Origin of the sequence: Caballeronia sp. LZ043, assembly GCF_031451075.1 — a bacterium.
Lineage (GTDB): Bacteria > Pseudomonadota > Gammaproteobacteria > Burkholderiales > Burkholderiaceae > Caballeronia.
Window position 1 is genome coordinate 1,880,997 of record NZ_JARUXT010000001.1, and the last position, 24,810, is coordinate 1,905,806.

At 62.9% G+C, this 24,810-nt stretch carries 24 protein-coding genes and 1 tRNA gene; 1 reads left to right on the forward strand and 24 read right to left on the reverse strand.

All coding sequences use genetic code 11. The annotated features are described in order from the left end of the window. Positions 1 to 65: 65 nt before the first annotated feature. The 24 genes from QCE64_RS08475 to QCE64_RS08590 all read right to left on the reverse strand — a co-directional run bounded on the left by QCE64_RS08475 (position 66) and on the right by QCE64_RS08590 (position 23,946). Complete coding sequence (locus QCE64_RS08475; RefSeq protein WP_309930324.1) at positions 66 to 506, reverse strand: DUF1178 family protein; 441 nt, start codon at positions 504 to 506, stop codon at positions 66 to 68. A 194-nt stretch (positions 507 to 700) separates the two neighbouring features. Next, a complete protein-coding gene (locus tag QCE64_RS08480) occupies positions 701 to 1,300 on the reverse strand; it encodes an NUDIX hydrolase (protein ID WP_310003431.1) in 600 nt (199 codons plus the stop codon). 50 nt (positions 1,301 to 1,350) lie between these two features. Continuing rightward, positions 1,351 to 1,671, reverse strand: coding sequence for a DUF2818 family protein (locus tag QCE64_RS08485; protein ID WP_309916879.1), 321 nt, complete (start codon positions 1,669 to 1,671; stop codon positions 1,351 to 1,353). Continuing rightward, positions 1,671 to 3,143: an NADH-quinone oxidoreductase subunit NuoN gene (nuoN, locus tag QCE64_RS08490; RefSeq protein ID WP_309808701.1), complete on the reverse strand. Its 1,473-nt coding sequence runs from the start codon at positions 3,141 to 3,143 to the stop codon at positions 1,671 to 1,673. The genes QCE64_RS08485 and nuoN overlap by 1 nt, the downstream gene beginning before the upstream one ends. Positions 3,144 to 3,168: 25 nt before the next feature. Further along, positions 3,169 to 4,668: an NADH-quinone oxidoreductase subunit M gene (locus QCE64_RS08495; RefSeq protein WP_309808703.1), complete on the reverse strand. Its 1,500-nt coding sequence runs from the start codon at positions 4,666 to 4,668 to the stop codon at positions 3,169 to 3,171. Positions 4,669 to 4,681: 13 nt separating this feature from the next. Next, the gene (nuoL, locus tag QCE64_RS08500; RefSeq protein WP_309916882.1) at positions 4,682 to 6,751 is read right to left on the reverse strand and encodes an NADH-quinone oxidoreductase subunit L; all 2,070 of its coding nucleotides are present in this window, start codon (positions 6,749 to 6,751) and stop codon (positions 4,682 to 4,684) included. Positions 6,752 to 6,768: 17 nt separating this feature from the next. Then, positions 6,769 to 7,074 carry an NADH-quinone oxidoreductase subunit NuoK gene (nuoK, locus tag QCE64_RS08505; RefSeq protein WP_007588140.1) on the reverse strand — a complete coding sequence of 102 codons (306 nt, stop codon included), beginning with the start codon at positions 7,072 to 7,074 and terminating at the stop codon, positions 6,769 to 6,771. Between the two features lie 21 nt (positions 7,075 to 7,095). Continuing rightward, complete coding sequence (locus QCE64_RS08510) at positions 7,096 to 7,785, reverse strand: NADH-quinone oxidoreductase subunit J (RefSeq protein ID WP_309916885.1); 690 nt, start codon at positions 7,783 to 7,785, stop codon at positions 7,096 to 7,098. Between the two features lie 123 nt (positions 7,786 to 7,908). Continuing rightward, positions 7,909 to 8,397 (reverse strand): NADH-quinone oxidoreductase subunit NuoI, encoded by a 489-nt coding sequence (gene nuoI, locus QCE64_RS08515; RefSeq protein ID WP_016345650.1) that lies wholly within the window; start codon positions 8,395 to 8,397, stop codon positions 7,909 to 7,911. Between the two features lie 49 nt (positions 8,398 to 8,446). After that, a complete protein-coding gene (gene nuoH / locus QCE64_RS08520) occupies positions 8,447 to 9,511 on the reverse strand; it encodes an NADH-quinone oxidoreductase subunit NuoH (RefSeq protein WP_309808709.1) in 1,065 nt (354 codons plus the stop codon). Beyond that, positions 9,512 to 11,851, reverse strand: a complete 2,340-nt coding sequence (gene nuoG, locus QCE64_RS08525) for an NADH-quinone oxidoreductase subunit NuoG (protein WP_310003433.1) — start codon at positions 11,849 to 11,851, stop codon at positions 9,512 to 9,514. A 52-nt stretch (positions 11,852 to 11,903) separates the two neighbouring features. After that, positions 11,904 to 13,223 (reverse strand): NADH-quinone oxidoreductase subunit NuoF, encoded by a 1,320-nt coding sequence (nuoF, locus tag QCE64_RS08530; protein WP_310003435.1) that lies wholly within the window; start codon positions 13,221 to 13,223, stop codon positions 11,904 to 11,906. Then, a complete protein-coding gene (gene nuoE / locus QCE64_RS08535) occupies positions 13,220 to 13,705 on the reverse strand; it encodes an NADH-quinone oxidoreductase subunit NuoE (protein WP_309916891.1) in 486 nt (161 codons plus the stop codon). The genes nuoF and nuoE overlap by 4 nt, the downstream gene beginning before the upstream one ends. Before the next feature lie 153 nt (positions 13,706 to 13,858). After that, positions 13,859 to 15,112, reverse strand: a complete 1,254-nt coding sequence (locus QCE64_RS08540; RefSeq protein ID WP_309808716.1) for an NADH-quinone oxidoreductase subunit D — start codon at positions 15,110 to 15,112, stop codon at positions 13,859 to 13,861. A 9-nt stretch (positions 15,113 to 15,121) separates the two neighbouring features. Then, the gene (locus tag QCE64_RS08545; RefSeq protein ID WP_309916897.1) at positions 15,122 to 15,724 is read right to left on the reverse strand and encodes an NADH-quinone oxidoreductase subunit C; all 603 of its coding nucleotides are present in this window, start codon (positions 15,722 to 15,724) and stop codon (positions 15,122 to 15,124) included. A gap of 20 nt (positions 15,725 to 15,744) precedes the next feature. Further along, positions 15,745 to 16,224, reverse strand: a complete 480-nt coding sequence (locus tag QCE64_RS08550) for an NADH-quinone oxidoreductase subunit B family protein (RefSeq protein ID WP_076786425.1) — start codon at positions 16,222 to 16,224, stop codon at positions 15,745 to 15,747. Between the two features lie 61 nt (positions 16,225 to 16,285). Continuing rightward, positions 16,286 to 16,645 (reverse strand): NADH-quinone oxidoreductase subunit A, encoded by a 360-nt coding sequence (locus QCE64_RS08555; protein ID WP_309808724.1) that lies wholly within the window; start codon positions 16,643 to 16,645, stop codon positions 16,286 to 16,288. A gap of 213 nt (positions 16,646 to 16,858) precedes the next feature. Next, positions 16,859 to 16,943 (reverse strand) — tRNA-Leu (locus tag QCE64_RS08560). A gap of 137 nt (positions 16,944 to 17,080) precedes the next feature. After that, positions 17,081 to 17,467 carry a preprotein translocase subunit SecG gene (gene secG, locus QCE64_RS08565; RefSeq protein WP_309930329.1) on the reverse strand — a complete coding sequence of 129 codons (387 nt, stop codon included), beginning with the start codon at positions 17,465 to 17,467 and terminating at the stop codon, positions 17,081 to 17,083. A gap of 93 nt (positions 17,468 to 17,560) precedes the next feature. Beyond that, positions 17,561 to 18,334 (reverse strand): triose-phosphate isomerase, encoded by a 774-nt coding sequence (gene tpiA / locus QCE64_RS08570; protein WP_309916905.1) that lies wholly within the window; start codon positions 18,332 to 18,334, stop codon positions 17,561 to 17,563. A gap of 178 nt (positions 18,335 to 18,512) precedes the next feature. Further along, positions 18,513 to 19,529 carry an NAD(P)H-quinone oxidoreductase gene (locus QCE64_RS08575; RefSeq protein WP_310003437.1) on the reverse strand — a complete coding sequence of 339 codons (1,017 nt, stop codon included), beginning with the start codon at positions 19,527 to 19,529 and terminating at the stop codon, positions 18,513 to 18,515. Positions 19,530 to 19,732: 203 nt separating this feature from the next. Beyond that, a complete protein-coding gene (pnp, locus tag QCE64_RS08580; RefSeq protein ID WP_310003440.1) occupies positions 19,733 to 21,886 on the reverse strand; it encodes a polyribonucleotide nucleotidyltransferase in 2,154 nt (717 codons plus the stop codon). 344 nt (positions 21,887 to 22,230) lie between these two features. Next, positions 22,231 to 22,500 carry a 30S ribosomal protein S15 gene (gene rpsO, locus QCE64_RS08585; RefSeq protein WP_309808735.1) on the reverse strand — a complete coding sequence of 90 codons (270 nt, stop codon included), beginning with the start codon at positions 22,498 to 22,500 and terminating at the stop codon, positions 22,231 to 22,233. Positions 22,501 to 22,662: 162 nt separating this feature from the next. Beyond that, positions 22,663 to 23,946 (reverse strand): branched-chain amino acid ABC transporter substrate-binding protein, encoded by a 1,284-nt coding sequence (locus tag QCE64_RS08590; RefSeq protein WP_310003442.1) that lies wholly within the window; start codon positions 23,944 to 23,946, stop codon positions 22,663 to 22,665. A gap of 209 nt (positions 23,947 to 24,155) precedes the next feature. Between QCE64_RS08590 and QCE64_RS08595 the strand changes: the two genes are divergently transcribed. After that, positions 24,156 to 24,671 carry a hypothetical protein gene (locus tag QCE64_RS08595; protein ID WP_309916913.1) on the forward strand — a complete coding sequence of 172 codons (516 nt, stop codon included), beginning with the start codon at positions 24,156 to 24,158 and terminating at the stop codon, positions 24,669 to 24,671. Positions 24,672 to 24,810: the final 139 nt, after the last annotated feature.

Genomic DNA, 24,810 nt, shown 5'->3' on the forward strand with positions numbered 1-24,810 from the left:
CTCCGGTCCGCTGCAAAGTTCATGACCCGCATCCGGGCCATGATGGAGAACACCGCGCGCGATGCTTACTGCAGCGGCTCCTTCAGTGCGTCCGGAACAGGCAACGGCAATATGTCGATTCCTTCTTCGAGCAACGCGTGCGCATCTTCAGGCGTCGTGACGCCGCGAATGTTGCGCGCCGGCGCCTCGTTGTAATGAATGCGCCGCGCTTCCTCGGCAAACCGCTCGCCCACGTTCTCGGTCTTCGACATCAGCTCGCGCATGAACTGCAGCGCGCGGGCTTGTACGTCAGTTGCAACGGGCGCGTTTGCTGCCTTCTGCGTTGCCTCACTCCGCGCCGACGACAGATTCAGACGCGGCGCAGACGGCATACGGCTGACTTCGGTCGCCGAACACACCGGGCAGGCGACCAGCTTGCGCGCCAGTTGCGACTCGAACTCCTCCGTGGAGGCGAACCAGCCTTCAAACCGGTGATCGTGCGCGCACTTTAAATCGAGGACCTTCATGCTATTCGCGCTTCATGGAGTGTAGCTCAGTTCACGGACTTTATGAACGAACGTACTAAAACGCAGTGGAATCGAAAAATCATATCCGGATCGGGCCGGTCGTTCATTCTATCCGGTCGGCCAGCGCGCTGCCTTGCACGGCCGGAAACGACACAGGCGGCCTGCGGGCCGCCTGTGTCTGTTGAATGCGAGACTTAGTCCTGCGCCGGTTCTCGAGGCTGCCATGCACCCGAGCGGATCTTCTCAAGCCAGAACACGCCGATGATCGTCTTCACGTCGCTGATGCTGCCGTCCTTCACCCAGTTCATCAGTTGCGCTTCATCGGCGATGAAGGTTTCGAGGAACTCGCCTTCGTCGAGCCGGGCATCGCCCTCGACGAGACCGCGCGCCAGATAGATGTCGATGAACTCGGTCGAGTACGAAATCACCGGATGGATGCGCGTCAGGAAGGTCCACTCGCGCGCCGTATAACCCGTCTCTTCCTGAAGTTCGCGCTTGGCGCAGTTCAGCTCGCTTTCGTTCGGATCGAGCTTGCCTGCCGGGAACTCCAGCAGCACGCGTCCCACCGGATAACGAAACTGCCGTTCCAGCAGCACGCGACCGTCGTCGAAGACCGGCAGGATCATCACCGCACCGGGATGCTCGACGAACTCGCGCGTCGCATGCTTGCCGTCGGGCAATTCGACGGTATCGCGCTTGAGCGTGAGGAACTTGCCTTCGTGGAGCGTGACGCTGTCGACCTTCTTCTCGACAAGGCCTTCATCGCCGGCGGGAAAGGAACGTTGATCTGCCATCTGGAAACCTGTGCGTTGGAAGCGAACAGGCCGCTAACGGCATGAAGCCGTCAGCGGCGTTTGACGAGGTACTGGTACGTGAAGCCCGGAAAAGCGAACACCACGAACAGACTGAAGGTGATGGCATAGAACTGCCATCCCTGATCGAAACGGTTGCCGGCGCGCGCTTCGAGCATGAAGCCGAGCGCGCCGACGACGAAGTAGAGAATCACAAGCTCGCCGATCCGGATCCACGCGCTCTTCTTCGCCGCCTTGTGCGCCGCCGCTGCGGGGAGCGGCAGCGGCACCACGGCGAAGAGGCGCTGATTCAGGAACGGCAGGTTGGCGCACACGAACGCCAACAACACGATGAACCAGCCTGCAGCCGACATTACAGCGACAGCGTATGCGAGATGGCCGTCAGGCAAGCCGACATCAGCGGACCCGGCACCAGGCCGAGCACCAGCACGGCGAGGCCGTTCAACGTCAGCAGCGAACGGTTGAGGCCGCCCGAGACGATGGGCGCGTGGTCTTGCGGTGCATCGAAGTACATCAGCTTCACGACGCGCAGGTAGTAGAACGCACCCACCAGGGACGTCAGCACGGCCAGCACGGCGAGCCAGGTCAGGCCGGCGTTCATCGTGGCTTCGAGCACGGCGAGCTTCGCATAGAAGCCGACCGTCGGCGGAATGCCTGCCAGCGAGAACATCATGATCATCATGACGAACGCGAAGACCGGGCTACGCTGGTTAAGACCCTTGAAGTCGTCGAGCATCTCGGCTTCGAAGTCGCGACGCGCCAGCAGCATGACCACGCCGAACGAACCGAGCGTCGTGATCAGATAGATGATGCTGTAGAACATCGCCGAGCTGTACGCGCCGGCTGCGCCCGTGAGCTTGCCGTCGACGACCCCCGACAGCAGGCCGAGCAGCACGAAGCCCATGTTCGAGATGGCCGAGTACGCCAGCATCCGCTTGATGTTCTTCTGCACGATACCGGTGATGTTGCCCACGATCAGCGAGAGCGCCGCGAGGATCACCAGCATTTCCTGCCAGTCCACGGCGAGCGGCAGCAGCGCCATTACAAGGAAGCGCAAGCCCCACGCGAACGCCGCGACCTTCGGGCCGCCGCCGGTGAGCATGGTCATGGCCGTCGGCGCGCCCTGGTAGACGTCAGGCACCCACATGTGGAACGGCACCGCGCCCATCTTGAAGGCCACGCCTGCCACGATGAAGATCACGCCGAACAGCAGGACCGCGTCGTTGATATGGCCGGACGCCACTGCCTTCAGCACTTCGTTCAGTTCGAGCGAACCGGTCGCGCCGTACAGCATCGAGATGCCGTAGAGCAGGAAGCCGGATGCGAGCGCGCCGAGCACGTAGTACTTCATGGCCGACTCGTTCGACTGCGGCGCATCCTTGCGCAACGCGATGACCGCATACAGCGACAGCGACATCAGTTCAAGGCCGAGATACAGCGTCAGGAAGTTGTTGCCCGAGATCATCACGCACTGGCCCAGCAGCGAAAACAGGCCGAGCAGGAAGAAGTCGCCGCGGAACAGGTCGCGATCTTCGAGGTACTTCTTCGAATAGATGATCGATACGGCGTAGCCCAGGCACACCACTGCCTTCATCGCGCTCGCGAACGGATCGACGATGTACATGCGCGTGAAGAAGTAATGCGGCGTCGGGTCGAGCGCCGTGAAGGCGAACCACACGCCGATCACGATCGTCGAGACGAGCGCGATCAGATACGTGGTGCCGCGGCTCTTCGGTCCGAAGATCGTATCGTTCAGCCAGGCCACGACGACCGCAGCCATCAGGAGCGCGTCGGGCCAGAGAATGCTCATAGGGGCGTTTTGCATGATCTATTAGTTCCTCCGCACGCCGTTACTGGGCCAGCGGCAGCTTGGACTGCGCGACGTGGGAGAGCAGGTTTGCCACCGACGCGTGCATCACGTCGGTGAAGGGCTTCGGATGCAGGCCCATGTAAAGCGTGAACACCGCGAGCACGGTCAGCATCAGGAATTCGCGCTTGTTGATGTCCTTGAGCTTGGCGACGTGGTCGTTCGCAACCGCGCCGAAATACACGCGCTTGTACATCCACAGCGTGTAGGCCGCGCCCAGGATCAGCGTGAAGGTGGCCAGGAAGGCGATCCAGAAGTTGTACTTCACCGCCGCCAGAATCACCATGAACTCGCCGACGAAACCCGAGGTGCCCGGCAGGCCGCAGTTGGCCATCGCGAACAGCATCACGAACGCCGCGAACTTCGGCATTGTGTTGACGACGCCGCCGTAATCCGCGATCTGGCGCGAGTGCACGCGGTCATACAGCACGCCGATGGACAGGAACATCGCGCCCGACACGAAGCCGTGCGAGATCATCTGGATGATCGCGCCTTCCACGCCGAGCTGGCTCGACGGACCGAACATGAAGAACCCGAGCGTGACGAAGCCCATGTGCGCGATCGACGAATACGCGACCAGCTTCTTCATGTCGGCCTGCACCATCGCGACCAGGCCGATGTAGATCACCGCGATCAGCGACAGCGTGATCACCACCGGCGCGAGGAAGTGGCTGGCATCCGGCGCGATCGGCAGCGAGAAGCGCAGGAAACCGTAGGCGCCCAGCTTCAGCATGATCGCCGCCAGCACGACCGAGCCGCCCGTCGGCGCTTCCACGTGCGCGTCCGGCAGCCAGGTGTGGACCGGGAACATCGGCACCTTCACGGCAAAAGCCAGGAAGAACGCGATGAACAACAGCACCTGTGGCGTCATGTCGAGCTTCACCGCGTGCCACGTGGCGAGGTCGAACGTGCCGGTCTTCGTGTACAGGTACAGCAGCGCGACCAGCATCAGCAGCGAACCGGCCAGCGTGTACAGGAAGAACTTGAACGCCGCATAGACGCGGTTCGGGCCGCCCCACACGCCGATGATGATGTACATCGGAATCAGCGTGGCCTCGAAGAACACGTAGAACAGCAGGCCGTCCGCCGTCGAGAACACGCCGATCATGATGCCCGAGAGAATCAGGAACGCGGCCATGTACTGCGACACGCGCTCGGTGATCACTTCCCAGCCGGCGATCACGACGATCACCGTGATGAGCGCCGTCAAGACGACGAACCACATCGAGATGCCGTCCACGCCCAGGTGATACGTGATGTTGAAACGTTCGATCCAGTTCGCCTGCTCGACGAACTGAAGCGCGGCGGTCGAATTGTCGAAGCCGGTGATGAGCGGGATCGTGACGATCAGCCCGAGCACCGCGCCGATCAGCGCCACCCAGCGCGCGGGCGCCGGGTTCTGGTCGTTGCCTACCGCGAGCACCAGCAGACCGAAGATGATCGGCAGCCAGATCGCGACACTGAGAATCGGAAAAGAGTGCATGGAGTCCCTCGCCTTATTTGCCGCCGAGCGTCACAAACAGGGTCAAGAGCCCCAACATGCCGATAATCATGGCGAACGCGTAGTGGTAGATGTAGCCGGATTGGAGGAAGCGGATCACGCCGGCGAACCAGCCCATGAACCGCGCGCTGCCGTTGACGATGCCGTCGATGACGACCACATCGCCCTCTTTCCACAGGCCGCGGCCCAGTGCCACCGCGCCCTTCGCGAACACGACCTCGTTGATCTTGTCGCAGTAATACTTGTTGTCGAGCAGCACGTAGATCGGACGGAACGTGCGCGCAACGACTGCCGGCAGGTCCGGGCGCTTCATGTAGAAGAACCACGCGACGATCACGCCCAGCGCCGCGAGCCAAACCGGGCCCGGCGTCACGATGCCGTGAATCGCCATCGCGACCCAGCCGTGGAACTCTTCGGCCATTTCCTTCAGGCCTTCATGGTTCTCGCCGATGAAGATCACCTTGTCGAACACCACGCCGTGCGAGAAGAAGTCGCCGTAGATCATCGGGCCGATCATGATCGCGCCGATGATGATCGACGGGATCGCCAGCAGGATGAGCGGCAGCGTCACCACCCACGGGCTTTCGTGCGGGATGTGCGGACCGTGGCCATGGCCGTGATCGTCGTGGCCATGATCGTCATGACCATGCCCATGCGCTTCGGCCTGGCCCATCGGCGAGTCGGGATGCTTCGGACCGCGGAAGCGCTCCGGACCATGGAACACCATGAAATACATGCGGAACGAGTACAGCGACGTGACGAACACGCTGGCCACCACCGCGAAGTACGCGAAGCCCGAGCCCGCCAGATGCGAGTACTTCACGGCTTCGATGATCGAATCCTTCGAGTAGAAGCCCGAGAAGAACGGCGTGCCGATCAGCGCCAGCGACCCGATCAGCGACGTGATCCACGTGACCGGCATGTACTTGGCGAGGCCGCCCATGTTGCGCATGTCCTGGTCGTGGTGCATGCCGATGATGACCGAACCCGCGCCGAGGAACAGCAGCGCCTTGAAGAACGCGTGCGTGCCGAGGTGGAACACCGCGACCGGATACGCCGAGACGCCCAGCGCGACCGTCATGTAGCCCAGCTGCGACAGCGTGGAATACGCGACCACGCGCTTGATGTCGTTCTGCACGACGCCGAGGAAGCCCATGAACAGCGCAGTGATCGCGCCGATGACCGTGACGAACGACAGCGCGGCGTCCGAATGCTCGAACAGCGGCGACATGCGCGTCACCATGAAGATGCCGGCCGTCACCATGGTTGCCGCGTGAATCAGCGCGGAGATCGGCGTCGGGCCTTCCATCGAATCCGGCAGCCACACGTGCAGCGGGAACTGCGCGGACTTGCCCATCGCGCCGATGAACAGGCAGATGCAGGCGACCGTCAGCAGGCCCCAGTGCGTGCCCGGGAAGGCCAGGGTGGCGAGCTTGTCGCTCTGCGCAAAGACCTCGCCGTAGTTGAGCGAACCCGAGAACGCGAGCAGCAGGCCGATGCCCAGCAGGAAGCCGAAGTCGCCCACGCGGTTCACGATGAACGCCTTCATGTTGGCGTAGATCGCGCTCTCACGCGTGAAGTAGAAGCCGATCAGCAGGTACGACACCAGGCCCACCGCTTCCCAGCCGAAGAACAGCTGCAGGAAGTTGTTGCTCATCACGAGCATCAGCATCGAGAACGTGAACAGCGAGATGTACGAGAAGAAGCGCTCGTAGCCCACTTCCTCGTCCGCCATGTAGCCGATCGTGTAGATGTGCACCATCAGCGAGACGAAGGTCACGATGACCATCATCATGGCCGTCAGCGAATCGACCAGGAAGCCGACTTCCATCTTCAGCGGGCCGACGTTCATCCATTCGTAGATGGTGGCGTTGAAGCTCGCGCCGTGCATCACGTCGTTGAAGACGAGCACCGACAGAACGAGGGAAATGAAGACGCCGAGAATGGTCACGCTGTGCGCGCCCTTGCGCCCCACCGCTTTCCCGAACAGCCCTGCGATCAGCGAGCCGGCAAGCGGCGCCAGCGGAACCGCGAGCAGGAGGTTTTCATTGAGTGTCGTGGACATAACAGCCTTGCCTGAAATTAACCTTTGAGCTGATCGAGGTCCTCGACGTTGATCGTGTCGAGGCTACGGAACAGGGTCACGAGAATCGCCAGGCCGATTGCAGCTTCGGCGGCGGCGACGGTCAGCACGAAGAACACGAAGATCTGGCCGTGCACGTCGCCGAGATAGTGCGAGAACGCGACGAAATTGGTGTTCACCGCGAGCAGCATCAGTTCGATCGCCATCAGGATGATGATGACGTTGCGGCGGTTCAGGAAGATGCCGACGATGCTGATCGCAAACAGGATCGCACCGAGCACGAGGTAATGGGCAAGACTCAACATTTTCTGGTTATCTCCTTCCGCTCAGCCCTTGTTGTCGACCGCGCCCGCGCCAATGTTGCCGGTCACCGCGGGTTCCGTGGCGGCATCGGGCGCCTCCGTTTCGGACTTCATCTTCACGATGCGCACGCGATCCTGCGCGCGCACCTTGACCTGCTGGCTGACGGTTTGCGTCTTCTTGTCCTTCTTGTCGCGGATCGTCAGCGAGATGGCCGCGATGATCGCGACCAGCAGCACGAGGCCCGCCACTTCGAAGGCGAAGATGTAGTCGGTGTAGATGACCTTGCCGATCAGCTGCGTGTTCGACATCACCGCGGCGCCCGACACGCCTGCGCCGGCGGATGCGTCGCGCAGCGGCGTGGTGGTCGCGCCGAAGCCGTGCCACAGGATCAGCGCGGTTTCCACCACGATGATCGCGCCGACGATGCTCGCGAGCGGCACGAAGCGCTTGAAGTCGCGGCGCAGGACATCGATGTTGATGTCGAGCATCATCACCACGAACAGGAACAGCACCATCACCGCGCCCACGTACACGAGCACCAGCAGGATCGCGAGGAATTCCGCCTGCAGCAGCATCCAGATCGCGGCCGCGTTGAAGAACGCGAGCACGAGGAACAGCGCGGACGACACCGGGTTGCGCGAGGTGATCACCTTCAGCGCGGAGACGACCAGCAGCAGCGCGAAGATATAGAACAGTACGGTTGTGAATTCCATGATTACCGGTTCATCGTTAGGCCATCATCAGGCATGGTGTGTCGGCGCCGGGACGGTCCGCCCCGCGCGCACGCCGCATGTGCCGAACAGCAACTGCGAGCCACTGCGTTTGCAACAAATTGATCAACGATACGGCGCGTCCGCCGCCTTCGACGCGGCAATCTCGTTCTCGTAACGGTCGCCGACCGCGAGCAGCATGTCCTTCGTGAAGTACAGGTCGCCGCGCTTCTCGCCGTGATACTCGAGGATGTGCGTCTCGACGATTGAATCGACCGGGCAGCTCTCTTCGCAGAAACCGCAGAAGATGCACTTGGTCAGGTCGATGTCATAGCGCGTCGTGCGGCGCGTATTGTCCGCGCGCGTTTCCGATTCGATCGTGATCGCCATGGCCGGGCAGACCGCTTCGCACAGCTTGCAGGCGATGCAGCGCTCTTCGCCGTTCTCATAACGGCGCAGCGCGTGCAGGCCGCGGAAACGCGGCGAGATCGGGGTCTTTTCTTCCGGGAACTGCACCGTGATCTTGCGCTGGAACGTGTAACGGCCCGTCAGCGCCAGACCCTTCAGCAGCTCGGTCAGGAAGAAGGTTTTGAAGAAGTTCTGAATTGCGTTCATGATGATTTGGTCCGCTCTTGTCCTGCGCTCTTTTGCTGGCTTCGTCCGACTACTTCCAGATGTTGAGCGGCGACATGATCCAGAAACCGACCACGACCACCCAGATCACCGACACCGGCAGGAACACCTTCCAACCCAGACGCATGATCTGGTCGTAGCGGTAACGCGGAAACGTCGCGCGCGCCCAGATGAACACCGACAGCAGCAGGAAAACCTTGAAGGCGAACCAGAATACGCCCGGAATGAACGACAGGAAGCCGAACGGCGCATCCCAGCCGCCGAGGAACAGCGTCGTCGCGATGGCCGAGATCACGATCATGTTGATGTACTCGGCCAGGAAGAACAGCGCGAACGCCATGCCGGAGTAATCGATCATGTGGCCCGCGACGATTTCCGATTCGCCTTCCACCACGTCGAAGGGGTGACGGTTCGTTTCAGCAATGCCCGAGATGAAGTACACGACGAACATCGGCAGGAGCGGCAGCCAGTTCCACGACAGGAAGTTGACGCCCCAGCCCGCGAACATGCCGCGCTGCTGCGAGTGCACGATGTCCGACATGTTCAGCGTGCCGGCCACCATCAGCACCACGACGAGCGCGAAGCCCATCGAGATTTCGTAGGACACCATCTGCGCCGCCGCGCGCATCGCGCCGAGGAACGCGTACTTCGAGTTCGACGCCCAGCCCGCCAGGATCACGCCGTACACGCCGATCGACGAGATCGCCATCACGTACAGCAGACCCGCGTTGATGTCGCCCAGCACCGCCTTCGCCTGGAACGGGATCACCGCCCATACCGCGAACGCAGGCACCACGGTCATGATCGGCGCGATCATGTAGATCCACTTGCTGGCGGCGGTCGGCTGAATCACTTCCTTCAGCAGAAGCTTCAGCACGTCCGCGATCGGCTGCAGCAGACCGGCGGGACCGACACGGTTCGGGCCAAGACGCACGTGCATCCAGCCGATGAGCTTGCGTTCCCAGAGAATCAGGTACGCCACGCACAGCAGGATGACCACCGAAACCACCAGGATGCGGACCACCGCCCACACCGTCGGCCATGCGACGCCGAGAAGCTGCGTGCCGCCTGCGTTGATCGTATCGAACAAGCCCATTTACGCCTTCTCCACTACCAGTTCACCGAACAGGCCGCCGAGCGCGGCGCCAGCCGTCGTGCCCGCGGACACGCGGACCACCGATTCCGCCAGGTTCGCATCGCGGACCGCCGGCAGCGTCACCGACAGGTTGCCCTGCTTGATGCGCACCGCTTCGCCGTCCTTGAGGCCGAGCTTGTCGAACAGCGCGGTCGGCAGGCCCGCGACGTTCGCGTCACGCGCAGCCGCCGTCAGATGCAGCGACGGGGCGCGGCGCACGAGTGCGTCGGCGTGATAGATCGGCACATCGGCGAGACGCTGCAGGCCGCTGCCGTTCAGCGCGACGTTCGACGCAGCACGCGTTGCCGCCACCGAGTTCTTGTTCGACAGACGCGCGGTCAGGTCGCCCGTACCGAGCGCCGCGACGCGCACTTCTTCAGCCGTATCGAATTCGAAGCCCGACAGGCCCAGGATCGTGCCCAGCACGCGCAGAACCTTCCAGCCCGGACGCGTGTCGCCCAGCGCGCGCACGACGCCGTTGAACGACTGGGCCGTACCTTCCGCGTTGACGAAGGTGCCCGAGGTTTCCGTGTGCGGCGCGACCGGCAGCAGCACGTCTGCGTAGTCCATGCCGTGCTTGAACGGCGACATCACGACAACCATTTCCGCAGCCTTCAGCGCGGCAATGGCCTGCGCCGGATTGGCCGTGTCGAATTCCGGCTCGGCGTGCAGCAGCACGTAGCCCTTGCGCGGCTGTTCAAACACTTCGCGGGCATTGAGACCGCCCTCGCCCGGCACCGCATCGACGAGATACGCGCCGACCGAGTTCGCGCCTTCCGTGAGGAAGCCGAGCGTGGCGCCGGTGTTGTCGGCGATCCACTGCGCAGCCGCCTGGATCTGTGCGAAGTCCGGATGCTGGACCGCGACGTTGCCCAGCAGCACGACGCGCTGTTCGCCCGCCGACAGCGATGCCGCCACGTCCTTCGCCGCCGCCGATACTTCACGGCCCGCGAACGCGTCCGGCAGTGCGATGCCGCGCGCTTCCGCCACGGCTGCCGCGATGCCCGCAAGTTGATCGAGCCACGCCGACGGCGCCGCGACCAGGCGATGCGCGGTCGGGATCAGCGAGTCGTCGTTGCTGGCGTTGAGGAAGGTGATCTTCGCGCCGCTCTTCGCGGCCTGACGCAGGCGCGCGGCGAACAGCGGATGATCGCGGCGCAGGAACGAGCCGATCACGAAAGCCGTGTCGATCAACGACAGATCGGCGATCTTCGTGCCGAGCCACGGTGCGCCGACGCCGACCGGCGCCGAGAAATCATGCTGACGCAGACGGAAGTCCACGTTCGGCGTACCGACGCCTTCAGCCAGCGCCTTCAGCAGGTGCAGTTCCTCGACCGTGCTGTGCGGCGTGGCCAGTGCGGCGATGGCGTTCGCGCCATGGTCCGCCTGGATGCCCTTCAGGCCCTTCGCCACGTATTCGAGCGCGGTCTGCCAGTCGGTTTCGATCCACTTGCCGCCTTGCTTGAGCATCGGCGTGGTGAGACGTTCTTCGCTGTTCAGGCCTTCGTACGAGAAGCGGTCCTTGTCCGAGATCCAGCATTCGTTGATGGCTTCGTTTTCCATCGGCAGAACGCGCATCACGCGGTTGTTCTTCACCTGCACCACCAGGTTCGCGCCGACGGAATCATGCGGGCTCACCGACTTGCGGCGCGACAGTTCCCACGTCCGCGCGCTGTAGCGGAACGGCTTGCTGGTGAGCGCGCCGACCGGGCACAGGTCGATCATGTTGCCCGACAGTTCCGAGTCAACCGTCTTGCCGACGAAGGACGTGATTTCCGAATGCTCGCCGCGGCCCAGCATGCCGAGCTCCATCACGCCGGCCACTTCCTGGCCGAAGCGCACGCAGCGCGTGCAATGGATGCAGCGCGACATCTCTTCCATCGAGATGAGCGGACCGACGTTCTTGTGGAACACCACGCGCTTTTCTTCGCTGTAGCGCGACTGCGACTTGCCGTAACCGACGGCCAGATCCTGCAGCTGGCATTCGCCGCCCTGATCGCAGATCGGGCAGTCGAGCGGGTGGTTGATCAGCAGGAATTCCATCACCGACTGCTGGGCCTTCACGGCCTTGTCGGAGGTCGTGCGCACGACCATGCCGTTCGACACGGGCGTCGCGCAGGCCGGCACGGCCTTCGGCATCTTTTCGATCTCGACCAGGCACATACGGCAGTTCGCCGCGATCGAAAGCTTCTTGTGATAGCAGAAGTGAGGAATGTACGTGTCGACCTTGTGCGCAGCCTGGATCACCATGCTGCCTTCGGGCACCTCGACCGTCTTGCCGTCAATTTCTAGTTCAACCATGATGGGGAATGGTCCTCAACCTCTTGTCTCGCGCATCTGACTGCGCGCCTGATTACGCGGTCAGCGCTTCGGACGGCGCGTGCGCATGTCCGCCGACAACACAGTGCTTGTGCTCGACGTGATATTCGAATTCGTCCCAGAAGTGCTTGAGCATGCCGCGCACGGGCATCGCCGCTGCGTCGCCCAGCGCGCAGATGGTGCGGCCCATGATGTTCTCGGCGACCGAGTTCAGCAGATCCAGATCTTCCTTGCGGCCCAGCCCGTGCTCGATGCGATGCACCACGCGATACAGCCAGCCGGTGCCTTCGCGGCACGGCGTGCACTGGCCGCACGACTCTTCATAGTAGAAGTACGACAGACGCAGCAGCGAGCGCACCATGCAGCGCGTTTCGTTCATCACGATCACCGCGCCCGAGCCCAGCATGGAGCCGGCCTTGGCGATGGAATCGTAGTCCATGTCGGTGGCGAGCATCATGTCGCCCGGCACCACCGGCGCCGACGATCCGCCCGGAATCACCGCCTTGATCTTCTCGCCGCGCACGCCGCCAGCCAGTTCCATCAGCTTCGAGAACGGCGTGCCGAGCGGAATCTCGTAGTTGCCCGGACGATTCACGTCGCCCGAGACGGAGAAGATCTTCGTGCCGCCATTGTTCGGCTTGCCGAGCTCGAGGTAATTCTGCGGGCCGATTTCCAGCAGGAACGGCACGGCCGCGAAGGTCTCGGTGTTGTTGATCGTGGTCGGCTTGCCATACACGCCGAAGCTCGCCGGGAACGGCGGCTTGAAGCGCGGCTGGCCCTTCTTGCCTTCCAGCGATTCGAGCAGCGCGGTTTCTTCGCCGCAGATGTACGCGCCATAGCCATGATGCGCATACAGTTCAAACGAGAAGCCCGAGCCCAGGATGTTCGCGCCGAGATAACCGGCCTGGCGCGCTTCTTCCAGCGCGGCCTCGAACACGCGGTAGACCTCGAAGATCTCGCCGTGAATGTAGTTGTAGCCGACCGTGATGCCCATCGCGTACGCGCCGATGGCCATGCCTTCGATCAGCGAATGCGGGTTCCAGCGCAGGATGTCGCGGTCCTTGAACGTGCCCGGTTCGCCTTCGTCCGAATTGCAGACGAGATACTTCTGGCCCGGGAACTGACGCGGCATGAAGCTCCACTTCAGGCCGGTCGGGAAGCCCGCGCCGCCGCGGCCGCGCAGACCCGACGCCTTGACGTCGGCGATCACCTGCTCCGGCGGGATCTTCTCTTCCAGGATGCGGCGCAGCTGCTTGTAGCCGCCGCGCGTGACGTAGTCTTCGAGATGCCAGTTCTCGCCATTGAGGCCGGCGAGGATCAGCGGCTTGATGTGCCGATCGTGGAGTGACGTCATTTCGAAAGTTCCTCGAGCAACTGGTCGATCTTCTCGCGGCTCATGAAGCTGCACATGCGATGGTTGTTCACGAGCATCACCGGTGCGTCGCCGCACGCGCCGAAGCACTCGCCTTCCTTCAGCGTGAACTTGCCGTCGGCTGTGGTTTCGCCGAAATCGATTCCCAGCTTCTGCTTCAGATACTCGGCCGCGCTGTCGGAACCGCCGTCCGGCCCGAGCTGGCAAGGCAGGTTCGTGCAGAGCGTGACCTTGTGCTTGCCGACCGGCCTGAGCTCGTACATCGTGTAGAACGTCGCGACTTCCTGCACGGCGACAGGCGGCATGCTCAGGTAGTCCGCCACGAACTGCATGAGTTCGGGCGAGAGCCAACCATGCTCTTCCTGGGCGACCGCGAGCGCCGCCATCACCGCCGACTGCTTTTGCTCGGCGGGATATTTCGCGACTGCGCGATCGATTTCTTTCAGGCCTTCAGCTGAGATCATTTTCAGACACGACTCTTTCAATTCCTACCGAACGAAAACCCGCCGCGCCCTTCACGTTGCGGCAGACCTGGCGTTCCCGCGGATTCCTGTTATTGCACTCGCGTTTTCATGCGCGGCGGCTCGATGAGCGCGCCGCTCACGCGGCAAGGGAGATCAGCGATCGATCTCGCCGAACACGATGTCCTGCGTACCGATGATCGTCACGGCGTCGGCGATCATGTGGCCGCGCGCCATTTCGTCGAGCGATGCGAGATGCGCATAGCCCGGCGCGCGAATCTTGAGACGATACGGCTTGTTGGCGCCGTCCGAGATCAGATAGATGCCGAACTCGCCCTTCGGGTGCTCCACGGCCGCGTACGTCTCGCCTTCCGGCACGTGGAAACCTTCGGTGAAGAGCTTGAAGTGGTGAATCAGCTCTTCCATGTTGCTCTTCATGCCGACGCGCGACGGCGGCGCAACCTTGTGATTATCGACCATCACAGGGCCGGGATTCTTGCGCAGCCACGCAATGCACTGTTTGGCGATGCGGACCGACTGGCGCATTTCTTCCACGCGCACCAGATAGCGGTCGTAGCAATCGCCGTTCACGCCGACGGGAATGTCGAAGTCCAGCTGGTCATACACTTCGTACGGCTGCTTCTTGCGCAGATCCCACTCGATGCCCGAGCCGCGCAGCATCGCGCCGGACAGGCCCATCTGCAGCGCGCGCTCCGGGCTCACCACGCCGATGCCCACGAGACGCTGCTTCCAGATGCGGTTGTCGGTGAGGAGCGTTTCGTACTCGTCGACGCAACCCGGGAAACGGTTGAAGAAGTCTTCGATGAAGTCAAGCAACGAGCCCTGGCGGTTCTCGTTCATCCTGTCGAGGGCCTTCGCGTTGCGGATCTTCGATGCCTTGTATTGCGGCATCGCGTCCGGCAGGTCGCGATAGACACCGCCCGGGCGATAGTACGCCGCGTGCATGCGCGCGCCGGACACCGCCTCGTAGACGTCCATCAGGTCTTCGCGCTCGCGGAACGCGTACAGGAACACCGCCATCGCACCGACGTCGAGCGCGTGCGAGCCGATCCACATCAGGTGGTTCAGCACGCGCGTGATTTCGTCGAACAGCACGCGGATGTACTTGGCGCGCACCGGGACGTCGATGCCCAGCAGCTTCTCGATCGCCATCACATAGCCATGCTCGTTGACCATCATCGACACGTAGTCGAGACGGTCCATGTACGGCACGGACTGGATGAAGGTCTTGGTTTCGGCGAGCTTCTCGGTCGCGCGATGCAGCAGACCGATGTGCGGGTCCGCGCGCTGGATCACTTCGCCGTCGAGTTCGAGCACGAGGCGCAGCACGCCGTGCGCTGCCGGGTGCTGCGGGCCGAAATTCAGCGTGTAGTTCTTGATCTCTGCCATGGCGTTCTCTTAATGTTTCAGACCGCCATAGCGATCTTCGCGAATCACGCGCGGCGTGATTTCGCGCGGTTCGATCGTCACAGGCTGATACACCACGCGCTTCTCTTCCGGGTCGTAGCGCATTTCCACGTAGCCGGACACCGGGAAGTCCTTGCGGAACGGATGACCGATGAAGCCATAGTCCGTCAGGATGCGGCGCAGGTCGGGGTGGCCTTCGAACACGATGCCGTAGAGGTCGAACGCTTCGCGCTCGTACCAGTTCGCCGAGGTCCAGATGTCGACCACCGAAGGCACGATGGGCACTTCGTCGTCCGGGGCGAACACGCGCACACGCACGCGCCAGTTGTTCGAAACGGAAAGCAGATGGCTGACGGCGGCGAAGCGCGGGCCGTCGTAGGCGCCGTCGCCGTAGGTGGAATAGTCCACGCCGGAGAGGTCCATGAGCTGCTCGAAGCGCAGCGACGGATCATCGCGCAGCTGCTTGCAGACTTCCAGATAGTTCGGCGCCTTGACGACGATCGTCACTTGCCCGAGCGACTCCGTAATGCTCTGGAGACGGCCGCCAAACGCCGTCTCGAGGTTCGCTTTGAGGGTCTCGAGTTTGCTTGCCATAGTTGGGGAGACTCAGGCCCTTAACTACGGGCGATGGTGTTGGTGCGGCGAATCTTCGCCTGCAACTGGATCACGCCGTAGACCAGCGCTTCGGCGGTCGGAGGACAGCCGGGGACGTAGACATCCACCGGCACGATCCGGTCGCAACCGCGCACGACGGAATACGAATAGTGGTAGTAGCCGCCGCCGTTCGCGCACGAGCCCATGGAGATGACCCAGCGCGGCTCGGCCATCTGGTCGTACACCTTGCGCAGCGCGGGCGCCATCTTGTTGCACAGCGTCCCGGCGACGATCATGACGTCGGACTGACGCGGACTCGGGCGGAACACGACGCCGAAGCGGTCCAGGTCATAGCGGGCCGCACCCGCGTGCATCATCTCGACCGCGCAGCAGGCGAGGCCGAACGTCATCGGCCACAGCGAGCCGGTGCGCGTCCAGTTGATCAGCTTGTCAGCCGTGGTGGTGACAAAGCCTTCCTTCAAGACCCCTTCGATACTCATTTCTTGTCCACTCCAGATGAGCTGCCAGCCAAAGCCGCCCATGAATCCGGTGATCTAACCGTCATTCCCAGTCGAGCCCGCCCTTTCTCCAGATGTAGGCGAAGCCGAGCAAAAATTCGAGCAGGAAAATCATCATCGCGATGAAGCCCGGCCAGCCGATCTCGCGCAGGGACACACCCCACGGAAACAGGAACGCAGTCTCAAGGTCGAAAATGATGAAAAGAATTGCGACGAGATAGTAACGCACATCGAACTTCATCCGCGCGTCTTCGAACGCTTCGAAGCCGCACTCGTAAGGCGCGTTTTTTTCGGTGTCGGGCTTGTTGGGACCGAGGATCTTGCCAATGCTGACCAACGCTATACCTAAACCAAGGCCCACCAGAAGAAACAAGAAGACGGGGTAATAGGGTGCGAGGTTCAAGGCTATCCTCTGTTCGGTAGAGATGGTCTGTTATTGATTGAGCGCCTCAGCCGGGACAAACCACCCGGCAGGGGATTCACTTGGGACCGCTCACGATATCAGCACACTGTGACAGTCGCCTCACGGCGAGCAGCACCGCTTCAGAACCGTAAGGGTACTCCAGAAGTGACAATGCCAGCCGAAGCGATGCATGCGGCTGGCATTGGATAACTTTGGTGCCGACGGCGAGACTCGAACTCGCACAGCTTTCGCCACTACCCCCTCAAGATAGCGTGTCTACCAATTTCACCACGTCGGCACTGTACTGCAATCCGGGAAAACTACTTCTTAATTGCCGCGAATCGCTTCAAGACTTGAATTATAACTGGCCCTTCGGAATTGTTCAACGCACAAAATGCAGATTTCGCGAGAAATTTGTTTTGGCGTTCGAGCCGATTATTTCGGTACGTCGTTGCCTGGCGCGGACGAAGCGGCAGCAGGTGCAGCACCCGAAGCAGCCGGCGTGGAAGCCGCGCCCGAGGCCGGAACCGCAGCCGAAGCGGCCACCGGTGCGTCACCCAGCAGACCCGCGGACGCCTGCGGCTTGTAGCTGCCGAGATAGGTCAGCGCCAGCGTCGTCACGAAGAACACGGCGGCGAGGACGGCCGTCGTACGCGAAAGGAAATTCGCTGATCCGGTTGCGCCGAACAGGCTGCCCGACGAACCGCTGCCGAATGCCGCGCCCATGTCGGCGCCCTTGCCGTGCTGCAGCAGCACCAGTCCGATAACGCCCAGCGCCGACAATAACTGGACGACGATAATCAATGTCTTCAAATACAGCATTTCAACTCACCCGATTCCTGATGTTTCAGTGACACTTGCGTGTCTCAATGTGCTTCCCTGATCTGCCCTGCGTGCTGACCGCTTGCGAACACCTTATTGCAAGGCGGTTTGCGCGGCCTGGCAGATCGCCAGAAAATCCTTCGACTTCAACGATGCGCCGCCGATCAGGCCGCCGTCGATGTCGCCTTGTGCAAACAATTCCCGCGCATTGTCCGGCTTGACGCTGCCGCCGTACAGCAGCAACGCGTTGGCCACTGCTGCGCCCTTCTCCTGCAGCTTGCGACGCAGGAACGCATGAACCGCCTGCGCCTGTTCCGGCTGCGCGGTCTTGCCGGTGCCGATGGCCCAGACCGGCTCATAAGCGACCACGATGCCCGCCGCCTGCTCTTCGCTCAGCAGCGCCAGAACGGCGTCCAGCTGCGTACCGATGACCTGCTCGGTCGCGCCCGACTCGCGCTCTTCCAGCGTTTCGCCGACACAGACGATGGGCGTGAGACCCGCTTCGAGCGCGCGCAGCGTTTTCGCGCCGACGAGTTCCGGGCTTTCGCGATGATACGCGCGACGCTCCGAATGACCCACGATTGCATACGTGACGCCGAAATCCACGGCCATTTCCGCAGCGACTTCGCCGGTGTAGGCGCCGCCGGCATGCGCCGACACATCCTGCACGCCCCACTTCACCACGGATCCGCCCAGCAGCGCCTGCGATTGCGCGAGATAAGGGCACGGTACGCACACGCCCACGCGCACGTCCTTCTGCAAAGCCGATGCTCCGGCGGCGACTTCGGTCAGCAGGGCCGCGTTCTCGCTGATGCGACCGTGCATCTTCCAGTTGCCAACCACCAGTTTCGCTCGTTGTGTGGACATAAGTCTCGTCGATCGGCGGCTTGCTGCCTGATGCGGAGCAGCCGCGCTGTCTGTAATTGGAAGAAAGCTTTTATAAATGGAAAACCATTTATAAAACAGGCGATTTTACTGTGATCCGACGAAACCGGTCAAACCGGCAAAAGTGCCTTGCATCCTCGGCACGTTGCGGAACCTCACGTCAGGAAGCGTCGCGCCAGTCGAGCATGATCTTGCCGACATGCGTGCTGCTTTCCATCAGCGCGTGCGCGGCCGCGGCTTCAGCGGCCGGAAACACCTGATGGATGACCGGCTTGATGCGTCCCGCCTCGATCTCCGGCCACACGCGTTCCTTCAACTTCGCCGCGAGCTTCGCCTTGAACGCGACCGGACGCGGCCGCAGCGTCGAACCGGTGACGACCAGCCGGCGCCGCAAGATGTCATTCAGATTGATTTCCGCCTTCGAGCCGCCGAGCAGCGCGATTACGCAGACACGGCCGCCGTCGGCGAGCGCCTTGAGTTCGCGCGGCAGATAGTCGCCGGCCACCATGTCGAGAATCACGTCGACGCCACGGTCGTTGGTCAGCGACTTCACCACTTCGACGAAATCTTCCGTCTTGTAGTTGATCGCCCGCTCCGCGCCGAGCGCTTCGCACGCGCGGCATTTTTCATCGGTGCCGGCCGTCGCGAATACGCGAAACCCGAGCGCCTTCGCAATCTGGATAGCCGTTACGCCGATCCCGCTTGACCCGCCCTGCACCAGCAGCGTCTCTTCCTCGCCGTTCTCGCCCGCGCCGAGATGCGCACGCTCGAACACGTTGCTCCACACGGTGAAGAAGGTTTCCGGCAGCGACGCAGCCTCGATGTCGGACAAGCCCGCCGGCACCGGCAGACATTGTTCGAGCGGCGCGACCGCGTATTCGGCATAACCGCCGCCCGCGAGCAGCGCACACACGCGATCACCCTTCTTCAGACCGAACGGATTGTGCTTCGGATCGAAGTCGCCATCGACGATCTCCCCCGCCACTTCCAGTCCCGGCAGGTCCGACGCGCCCGGCGGCGGTGCATACGCGCCCTTGCGCTGCAGGACATCCGGGCGGTTCACGCCCGACGCCGACACCTTGATGAGCACTTCCTTCTTGCCGGGCGCGGGCTGCGGCCGCTCGCCCAGTTTCAAGACTTCGGGCGCGCCAAACTCGGTGATTTCGATGGCTTTCATGACCTCTCCCCTGGAACCGGTGATCGCGCTCGGAATGATTCGAACCGGATGACACTGTGCGCGCGGAAGCAATCGATACTCCCGCACTCGCACGTCACACTGTGATCCAGTCCGGCGGCGCATCCGCTCTCATGCCACGGACACGCGTCAGACAAGAAAACGGCCGGCTCGCGCATGCGGCCGGCCGTCAACACATTACCGCATTACTGCTGCGGCTGCGTCGGTTCCGCGGGTTGGGCGGGTTGCGCGGCTTCGTTCAGCAAAGCCTTCGCCGACAGGCGCACGCGGCCCTTCTCGTCCGTCTGGATGACCTTGACCTTCACGACCTGGCCTTCCTTCAGATAGTCGTTGATGTCCTTCACGCGCTCGTTGACGATCTCCGAGATGTGCAGCAGACCGTCCTTGCCCGGCAGGATGTTCACGATCGCGCCGAAGTCAAGCAGCTTGAGCACCGGACCTTCGTAGATCTGGCCGACTTCCACTTCGGCCGTGATGTTCTCGATGCGCTTCTTCGCCTCGGCCATGCCTTCGCTCGACGTGCTCGCGATGGTCACGACGCCGTCGTCGGAGATGTCGATGGTCGTGCCGGTTTCTTCCGTCAGCGCGCGGATCACCGAGCCGCCCTTGCCGATCACGTCGCGGATCTTCTCCGGATTGATCTTGATGGTGATCATGCGCGGCGCGTAGTCCGACAGTTCCGTGTTCGTGCTCGGCACCGCCGCGGTCATCTTGCCGAGGATGTGCATGCGGCCTTCCTTCGCCTGCGCAAGCGCGACCTGCATGATTTCCTTCGTGATGCCCTGGATCTTGATGTCCATCTGCAGCGCGGTCACGCCTTGCGCCGTGCCGGCCACCTTGAAGTCCATGTCGCCGAGGTGATCTTCGTCGCCGAGGATGTCGGTCAGCACGGCGAACTTGTTGTCCTCGAGGATCAGGCCCATCGCGATGCCCGCGACGTGTGCCTTCATCGGCACGCCGGCGTCCATCAGCGCGAGGCAGCCGCCGCACACCGAAGCCATCGACGACGAACCGTTCGATTCCGTGATTTCCGACACCACGCGAATGGAATAGCCGAACTCGTCCGGCCCCGGCAGGCACGCGACCAGCGCGCGCTTGGCCAGACGGCCGTGGCCGATTTCACGACGCTTCGGCGAGCCGACGCGGCCCGTTTCGCCCGTCGCGAACGGCGGCATGTTGTAGTGGAGCATGAAGCGCTCGCGGTATTCGCCTTCGAGCGCGTCGATGTTCTGCTCGTCGCCCTTCGTGCCGAGCGTCGCCACGACCAGCGCCTGCGTCTCGCCGCGCGTGAACAGCGCCGAGCCGTGCGTGCGCGGCAGGACGCCCGTGCGGATTTCGATCGGACGGACGGTGCGCGTGTCGCGGCCGTCGATGCGCGGCTCGCCATTCAGGATCTGCGTGCGGACGATCTTCGCTTCGATGTCGAACAGCACGTTGCCGACGGTGGCCTTGTCGGCCGCCACCGTGCCGCTTGCAGCGGCATCCTGTTCCAGTTTCGCCGAGGCCGCTGCGTACACTTCCTTCAGCTTGGCCGAGCGCGCCGACTTGTCGCGCAGCTGGTAAGCGGCTTCGAGTTCCGGCTTCGCGATTTCGGTGACGCGCGCGATCAGCGCTTCGTTCTTCGGCGCCGGCGCCCAGTCCCACTCCGGCTTGCCGCCTTCGCGCACGAGTTCGTGAATGGCGTCGATGGCCGTCTGCATCTGCTCGTGGCCGAACACCACCGCGCCGAGCATGACTTCTTCGGACAGCTGCTGGGCTTCGGATTCGACCATCAGCACCGCGCGTTCCGTGCCCGCGACCACCAGGTCCAGCGCCGATTCCTTCATCTGCGGGCGCGTCGGGTTCAGCACATACTCGTCGTTGATGTAGGCGACGCGCGCGGCGCCGACCGGACCGTTGAACGGCAGGCCCGACACGGCGAGCGCGGCGGAGGCGCCGATCAGCGCGGGGATGTCGGCGGGGATTTCCGGGTTCAGCGACAGGACGTGGATCACGACCTGCACTTCGTTATAGAAACCTTCCGGGAAGAGCGGGCGCAGCGGACGGTCGATCAGGCGCGAAATCAGCGTTTCGCCTTCCGACGGACGGCCTTCGCGGCGGAAGAAGCCGCCCGGGATCTTGCCGGCAGCGTAGGTCTTCTCGAGGTAATCGACGGTCAGCGGAAAGAAGTCCTGACCCGGCTTGGCGCTCTTCGCGCCGACGACGGTGGCCAGCACCACGGTGTCTTCCACGTCGACGATCACGGCGCCGCTCGCCTGACGGGCGATCTCGCCCGTTTCGAGACGGACGTTATGCTGGCCCCACTTGAATTCCTTGACGATCTTATTGAACATTTCCACTCCTTATACGTTGCGCCAGCGTCCCTTGACGCTGGCGGGACGATCCCAAGCCGCGCGTAAGAGGTGTGTTATGCCATTCCAGCGCGGTACGTCGCGCCTCGATCGCGCGGCGTGCCGCGCTGGAATGACACAAAGCTCTGCCGCGAGGCCGGACCGGGTGTCGAACCGGATGGAGCATCCGGGTAAAGCATGTGTACTGCCGAAATCATCCTGGATGTGTCGCGCGCGGTTAAGCGATCGAACACCACTTCATCGCCAGACCGTACAAAAACAAAGTGCCTGTATCAGCGGACTGACACAGGCACTCTGTTTCAAAGGCGGCTATGAAGCCACATATGCGCCAATTACTTGCGCAGACCCAGCTTCTCGATCAGCGAGCGGTAGCGGTCCGCATCCTTGCCCTTCAGGTAGTCGAGCAGCTTGCGGCGACGGCTCACCATGCGCAGCAGACCGCGGCGGCTGTGGTGATCCTTCGAGTGCGATTTGAAGTGGGAAGTGAGTTCGTTGATGCGGCTCGTGAGCAGTGCGACTTGCACTTCGGGGGAGCCGGTGTCGTTGGCGCCGCGCGCGTATTCGGCGACGATGTCGGATTTCTTGATTTCTGCTACGGACATTTGCTTTTCCTTTGATACAGACAGGCGGTCACGGAAGAAAGGCCGTGCCGTGGGGTTACGGGTTTCATGTTTCGCTTCGTCTTCGTGCTGGCCTGCTGGTAAGGGAAGGCCGACTGAAGGCGAAGCGCGGAGTATAGCACAGGCGCGCGCCGCCCACGACCCTCACCGGTCAGGGCGTGTCATACGGCAGGTGGTCGGCTGGGCGGTCTTGTCAGCCGGGATGGCGAGCAGCGTCCGGAAACCGTAGCCCGAGCCCTCGTTGTCCAGCTTCACACCCGCCGTGCCGGCGCGGTCCATCTCCATGACATACAGGGGCTGGATCAGCTGGTGATCGGCGGCGCGCATCGTCGACGGATGGAAGCCCTCGCCGTCGAACTGCATGCCTTCCAGCGCACGCGCCACCGCCAGCGGATCGGCGCTGCCCGCGCGTCTCATCGCGACGGCCAGCATTTCCACCATCAGCGGCATGCGGGCGACCAGATAGTCGTCGGCGGCCGCGGGATAGCGCGTGCGGAACGCGCGGTAGTACGCATCCGATGCCGCGCCGCCCACGTTCGGATGCCAGTCCGCCACCGCAATCACCCGCTTCACGCCGGCGTCGCCGAGCGCGCCCGGCGCGCCCAGGCTGTTGCCGTAGAAAGTGTAGAACTTGGTGTCGAGGCCTTGTTCGCGCGCGGCCTTGACGAGCAGCGTGAGATCGTTGCCCCAGTTGCCGGTGATGACCGCGTCCGCCCCGCTCGCGCGGATTTTCGCGATGTAGGGCGCGAAATCCTTGACGCGGCCGATCGGATGAAACTCGTCGCCCGCGATTGCGATATCCGGCCGGCGCTCCCTCAAGGCGCGCTGCGCCTCGCGGCTCACGTCATGACCGAAGCTGTAGTCCTGGTTCAGCACATACACCTTCCTGAGCGCGCGATCGTCCTTCAGCGCGTCCGCGAGCGCGTCCATGCGCATGCCCGCATGGGCGTCGAAGCGGAAGTGCCAGAAACTGCAGGCGTCGTTGGTGAGCGCGGGGTCGTCGGCGGAGTAGTTGAGGAACAGCACGCGATGTTGCGGATCGCGCGCGTTTTGCCGGTCGATCGCCGCCACCAGCGCCGCCGCCACCGCCGAACTGTTGCCCTGCATCACGAAACCGATGCCGTCGTCGATCGCCGCGCGCAGTTGCACCAGGCTCGCCTCGCTGCCGCCCTTGCCGTCGAGCACGACCAGTTGCAGCGGATGCCGGCCGTCGGCGAGCTGGACGCCGCCCTGCGCGTTCACCCGCTCGACGCCGAACTGCAGGTTGCGCTCGACCATCGCCCCGGCGTTGGCGAACGGCCCGGACATGCCCTCGATCATCGCGAGCTTGATCGGCGCGGGGCCGGCGGCGCTTGCCGCCTGAGCCCCGATCACCCACGCCGCCACGCACAGCCATCGCGCCCCGCGCGCGCCGATTCGATTCTTCATGCCTGCCGCCCATTCGCTGAAAGCGCGGATCATAGGCCCCCGCGCCCGCGCCGCGCAAGTGCGCCGCGGGTGCGCCATTGCCGACAGATCGGCCCGGATGCCGCAGCGTCGCGGAGCGTGATTCGGCGTCCGCGCATGTCAGAATCACGGAAAAGATCGAATGAACGATCCTCGCCATCGAGAGGATCTCCACATGCCGGAGGCTTGCCATGTCGTATCCCCTCTTTCGCCTGCGCGCCCTGTTGGCGGGCGCGGGCGCCGCGCTCCTGCTGTCCGCCTGCGCCCAGCCGTGGCAGAACTATCAGGCGGGCGCGGATGCATCCACGATCACCGCGCGCCTCGGCCCGCCGCGCGAAGTCTACGACCTGCCCAGCGGCGGCAAGCGCCTGATGTGGCCGACGCAGCCGCTCGGCGAGTTCACGACGGCTGCCGACATCGACAGTTCGGGGAAAATCGTCAGCGTGCGCCAGGTGCTCGACGAGAACGAGTTCTACAAGGCGCAGATCGGCACCTGGACGAAGGCGGATGTGCTGCTGAATTTCGGCCGGCCGGTCGAAACCTCGTACTTCCCGTTGATGAAACGCCAGGTCTGGACTTATCGCTACATGGAGGCGAACATCTGGTACCTGATGTACAACTTCTATTTCGACGATCAGGGCATCCTGCGCATGACACAGAAAACGCCTGATCCGCTGCATGATCCGGACCGGCGCAACATGTTCTGAGCGCCTGCCGTTTGCGCACGAGCAACGAAAAAAGCCCTCTCGTGAACTGCACCCCAAAAGTTGGACACCAGTCCAACGATTTGGGGTGTTTTTTCATGAGCAAGCACAGCGCACGATTCAAGCAAGCAGTCGTCAAAGA

Excerpts from the sequence above, each read along its gene's own strand:
- QCE64_RS08475 (WP_309930324.1), bottom strand. The coding sequence starts at position 506 with ATGAAGGTCCTCGATTTAAAGTGCGCGCACGATCACCGGTTTGAAGGC.
- QCE64_RS08480 (WP_310003431.1), bottom strand. The coding sequence starts at position 1,300 with ATGGCAGATCAACGTTCCTTTCCCGCCGGCGATGAAGGCCTTGTCGAG.
- QCE64_RS08485 (WP_309916879.1), bottom strand. The coding sequence starts at position 1,671 with ATGTCGGCTGCAGGCTGGTTCATCGTGTTGTTGGCGTTCGTGTGCGCC.
- nuoN (WP_309808701.1), bottom strand. The coding sequence starts at position 3,143 with ATGCAAAACGCCCCTATGAGCATTCTCTGGCCCGACGCGCTCCTGATG.
- QCE64_RS08495 (WP_309808703.1), bottom strand. The coding sequence starts at position 4,668 with ATGCACTCTTTTCCGATTCTCAGTGTCGCGATCTGGCTGCCGATCATC.
- nuoL (WP_309916882.1), bottom strand. The coding sequence starts at position 6,751 with ATGTCCACGACACTCAATGAAAACCTCCTGCTCGCGGTTCCGCTGGCG.
- nuoK (WP_007588140.1), bottom strand. The coding sequence starts at position 7,074 with ATGTTGAGTCTTGCCCATTACCTCGTGCTCGGTGCGATCCTGTTTGCG.
- QCE64_RS08510 (WP_309916885.1), bottom strand. The coding sequence starts at position 7,785 with ATGGAATTCACAACCGTACTGTTCTATATCTTCGCGCTGCTGCTGGTC.
- nuoI (WP_016345650.1), bottom strand. The coding sequence starts at position 8,397 with ATGAACGCAATTCAGAACTTCTTCAAAACCTTCTTCCTGACCGAGCTG.
- nuoH (WP_309808709.1), bottom strand. The coding sequence starts at position 9,511 with ATGGGCTTGTTCGATACGATCAACGCAGGCGGCACGCAGCTTCTCGGC.
- nuoG (WP_310003433.1), bottom strand. The coding sequence starts at position 11,851 with ATGGTTGAACTAGAAATTGACGGCAAGACGGTCGAGGTGCCCGAAGGC.
- nuoF (WP_310003435.1), bottom strand. The coding sequence starts at position 13,223 with ATGACGTCACTCCACGATCGGCACATCAAGCCGCTGATCCTCGCCGGC.
- nuoE (WP_309916891.1), bottom strand. The coding sequence starts at position 13,705 with ATGATCTCAGCTGAAGGCCTGAAAGAAATCGATCGCGCAGTCGCGAAA.
- QCE64_RS08540 (WP_309808716.1), bottom strand. The coding sequence starts at position 15,112 with ATGGCAGAGATCAAGAACTACACGCTGAATTTCGGCCCGCAGCACCCG.
- QCE64_RS08545 (WP_309916897.1), bottom strand. The coding sequence starts at position 15,724 with ATGGCAAGCAAACTCGAGACCCTCAAAGCGAACCTCGAGACGGCGTTT.
- QCE64_RS08550 (WP_076786425.1), bottom strand. The coding sequence starts at position 16,224 with ATGAGTATCGAAGGGGTCTTGAAGGAAGGCTTTGTCACCACCACGGCT.
- secG (WP_309930329.1), bottom strand. The coding sequence starts at position 17,467 with ATGCTGTATTTGAAGACATTGATTATCGTCGTCCAGTTATTGTCGGCG.
- tpiA (WP_309916905.1), bottom strand. The coding sequence starts at position 18,334 with ATGTCCACACAACGAGCGAAACTGGTGGTTGGCAACTGGAAGATGCAC.
- QCE64_RS08575 (WP_310003437.1), bottom strand. The coding sequence starts at position 19,529 with ATGAAAGCCATCGAAATCACCGAGTTTGGCGCGCCCGAAGTCTTGAAA.
- rpsO (WP_309808735.1), bottom strand. The coding sequence starts at position 22,500 with ATGTCCGTAGCAGAAATCAAGAAATCCGACATCGTCGCCGAATACGCG.
- QCE64_RS08590 (WP_310003442.1), bottom strand. The coding sequence starts at position 23,946 with ATGAAGAATCGAATCGGCGCGCGCGGGGCGCGATGGCTGTGCGTGGCG.
- QCE64_RS08595 (WP_309916913.1), top strand. The coding sequence starts at position 24,156 with ATGTCGTATCCCCTCTTTCGCCTGCGCGCCCTGTTGGCGGGCGCGGGC.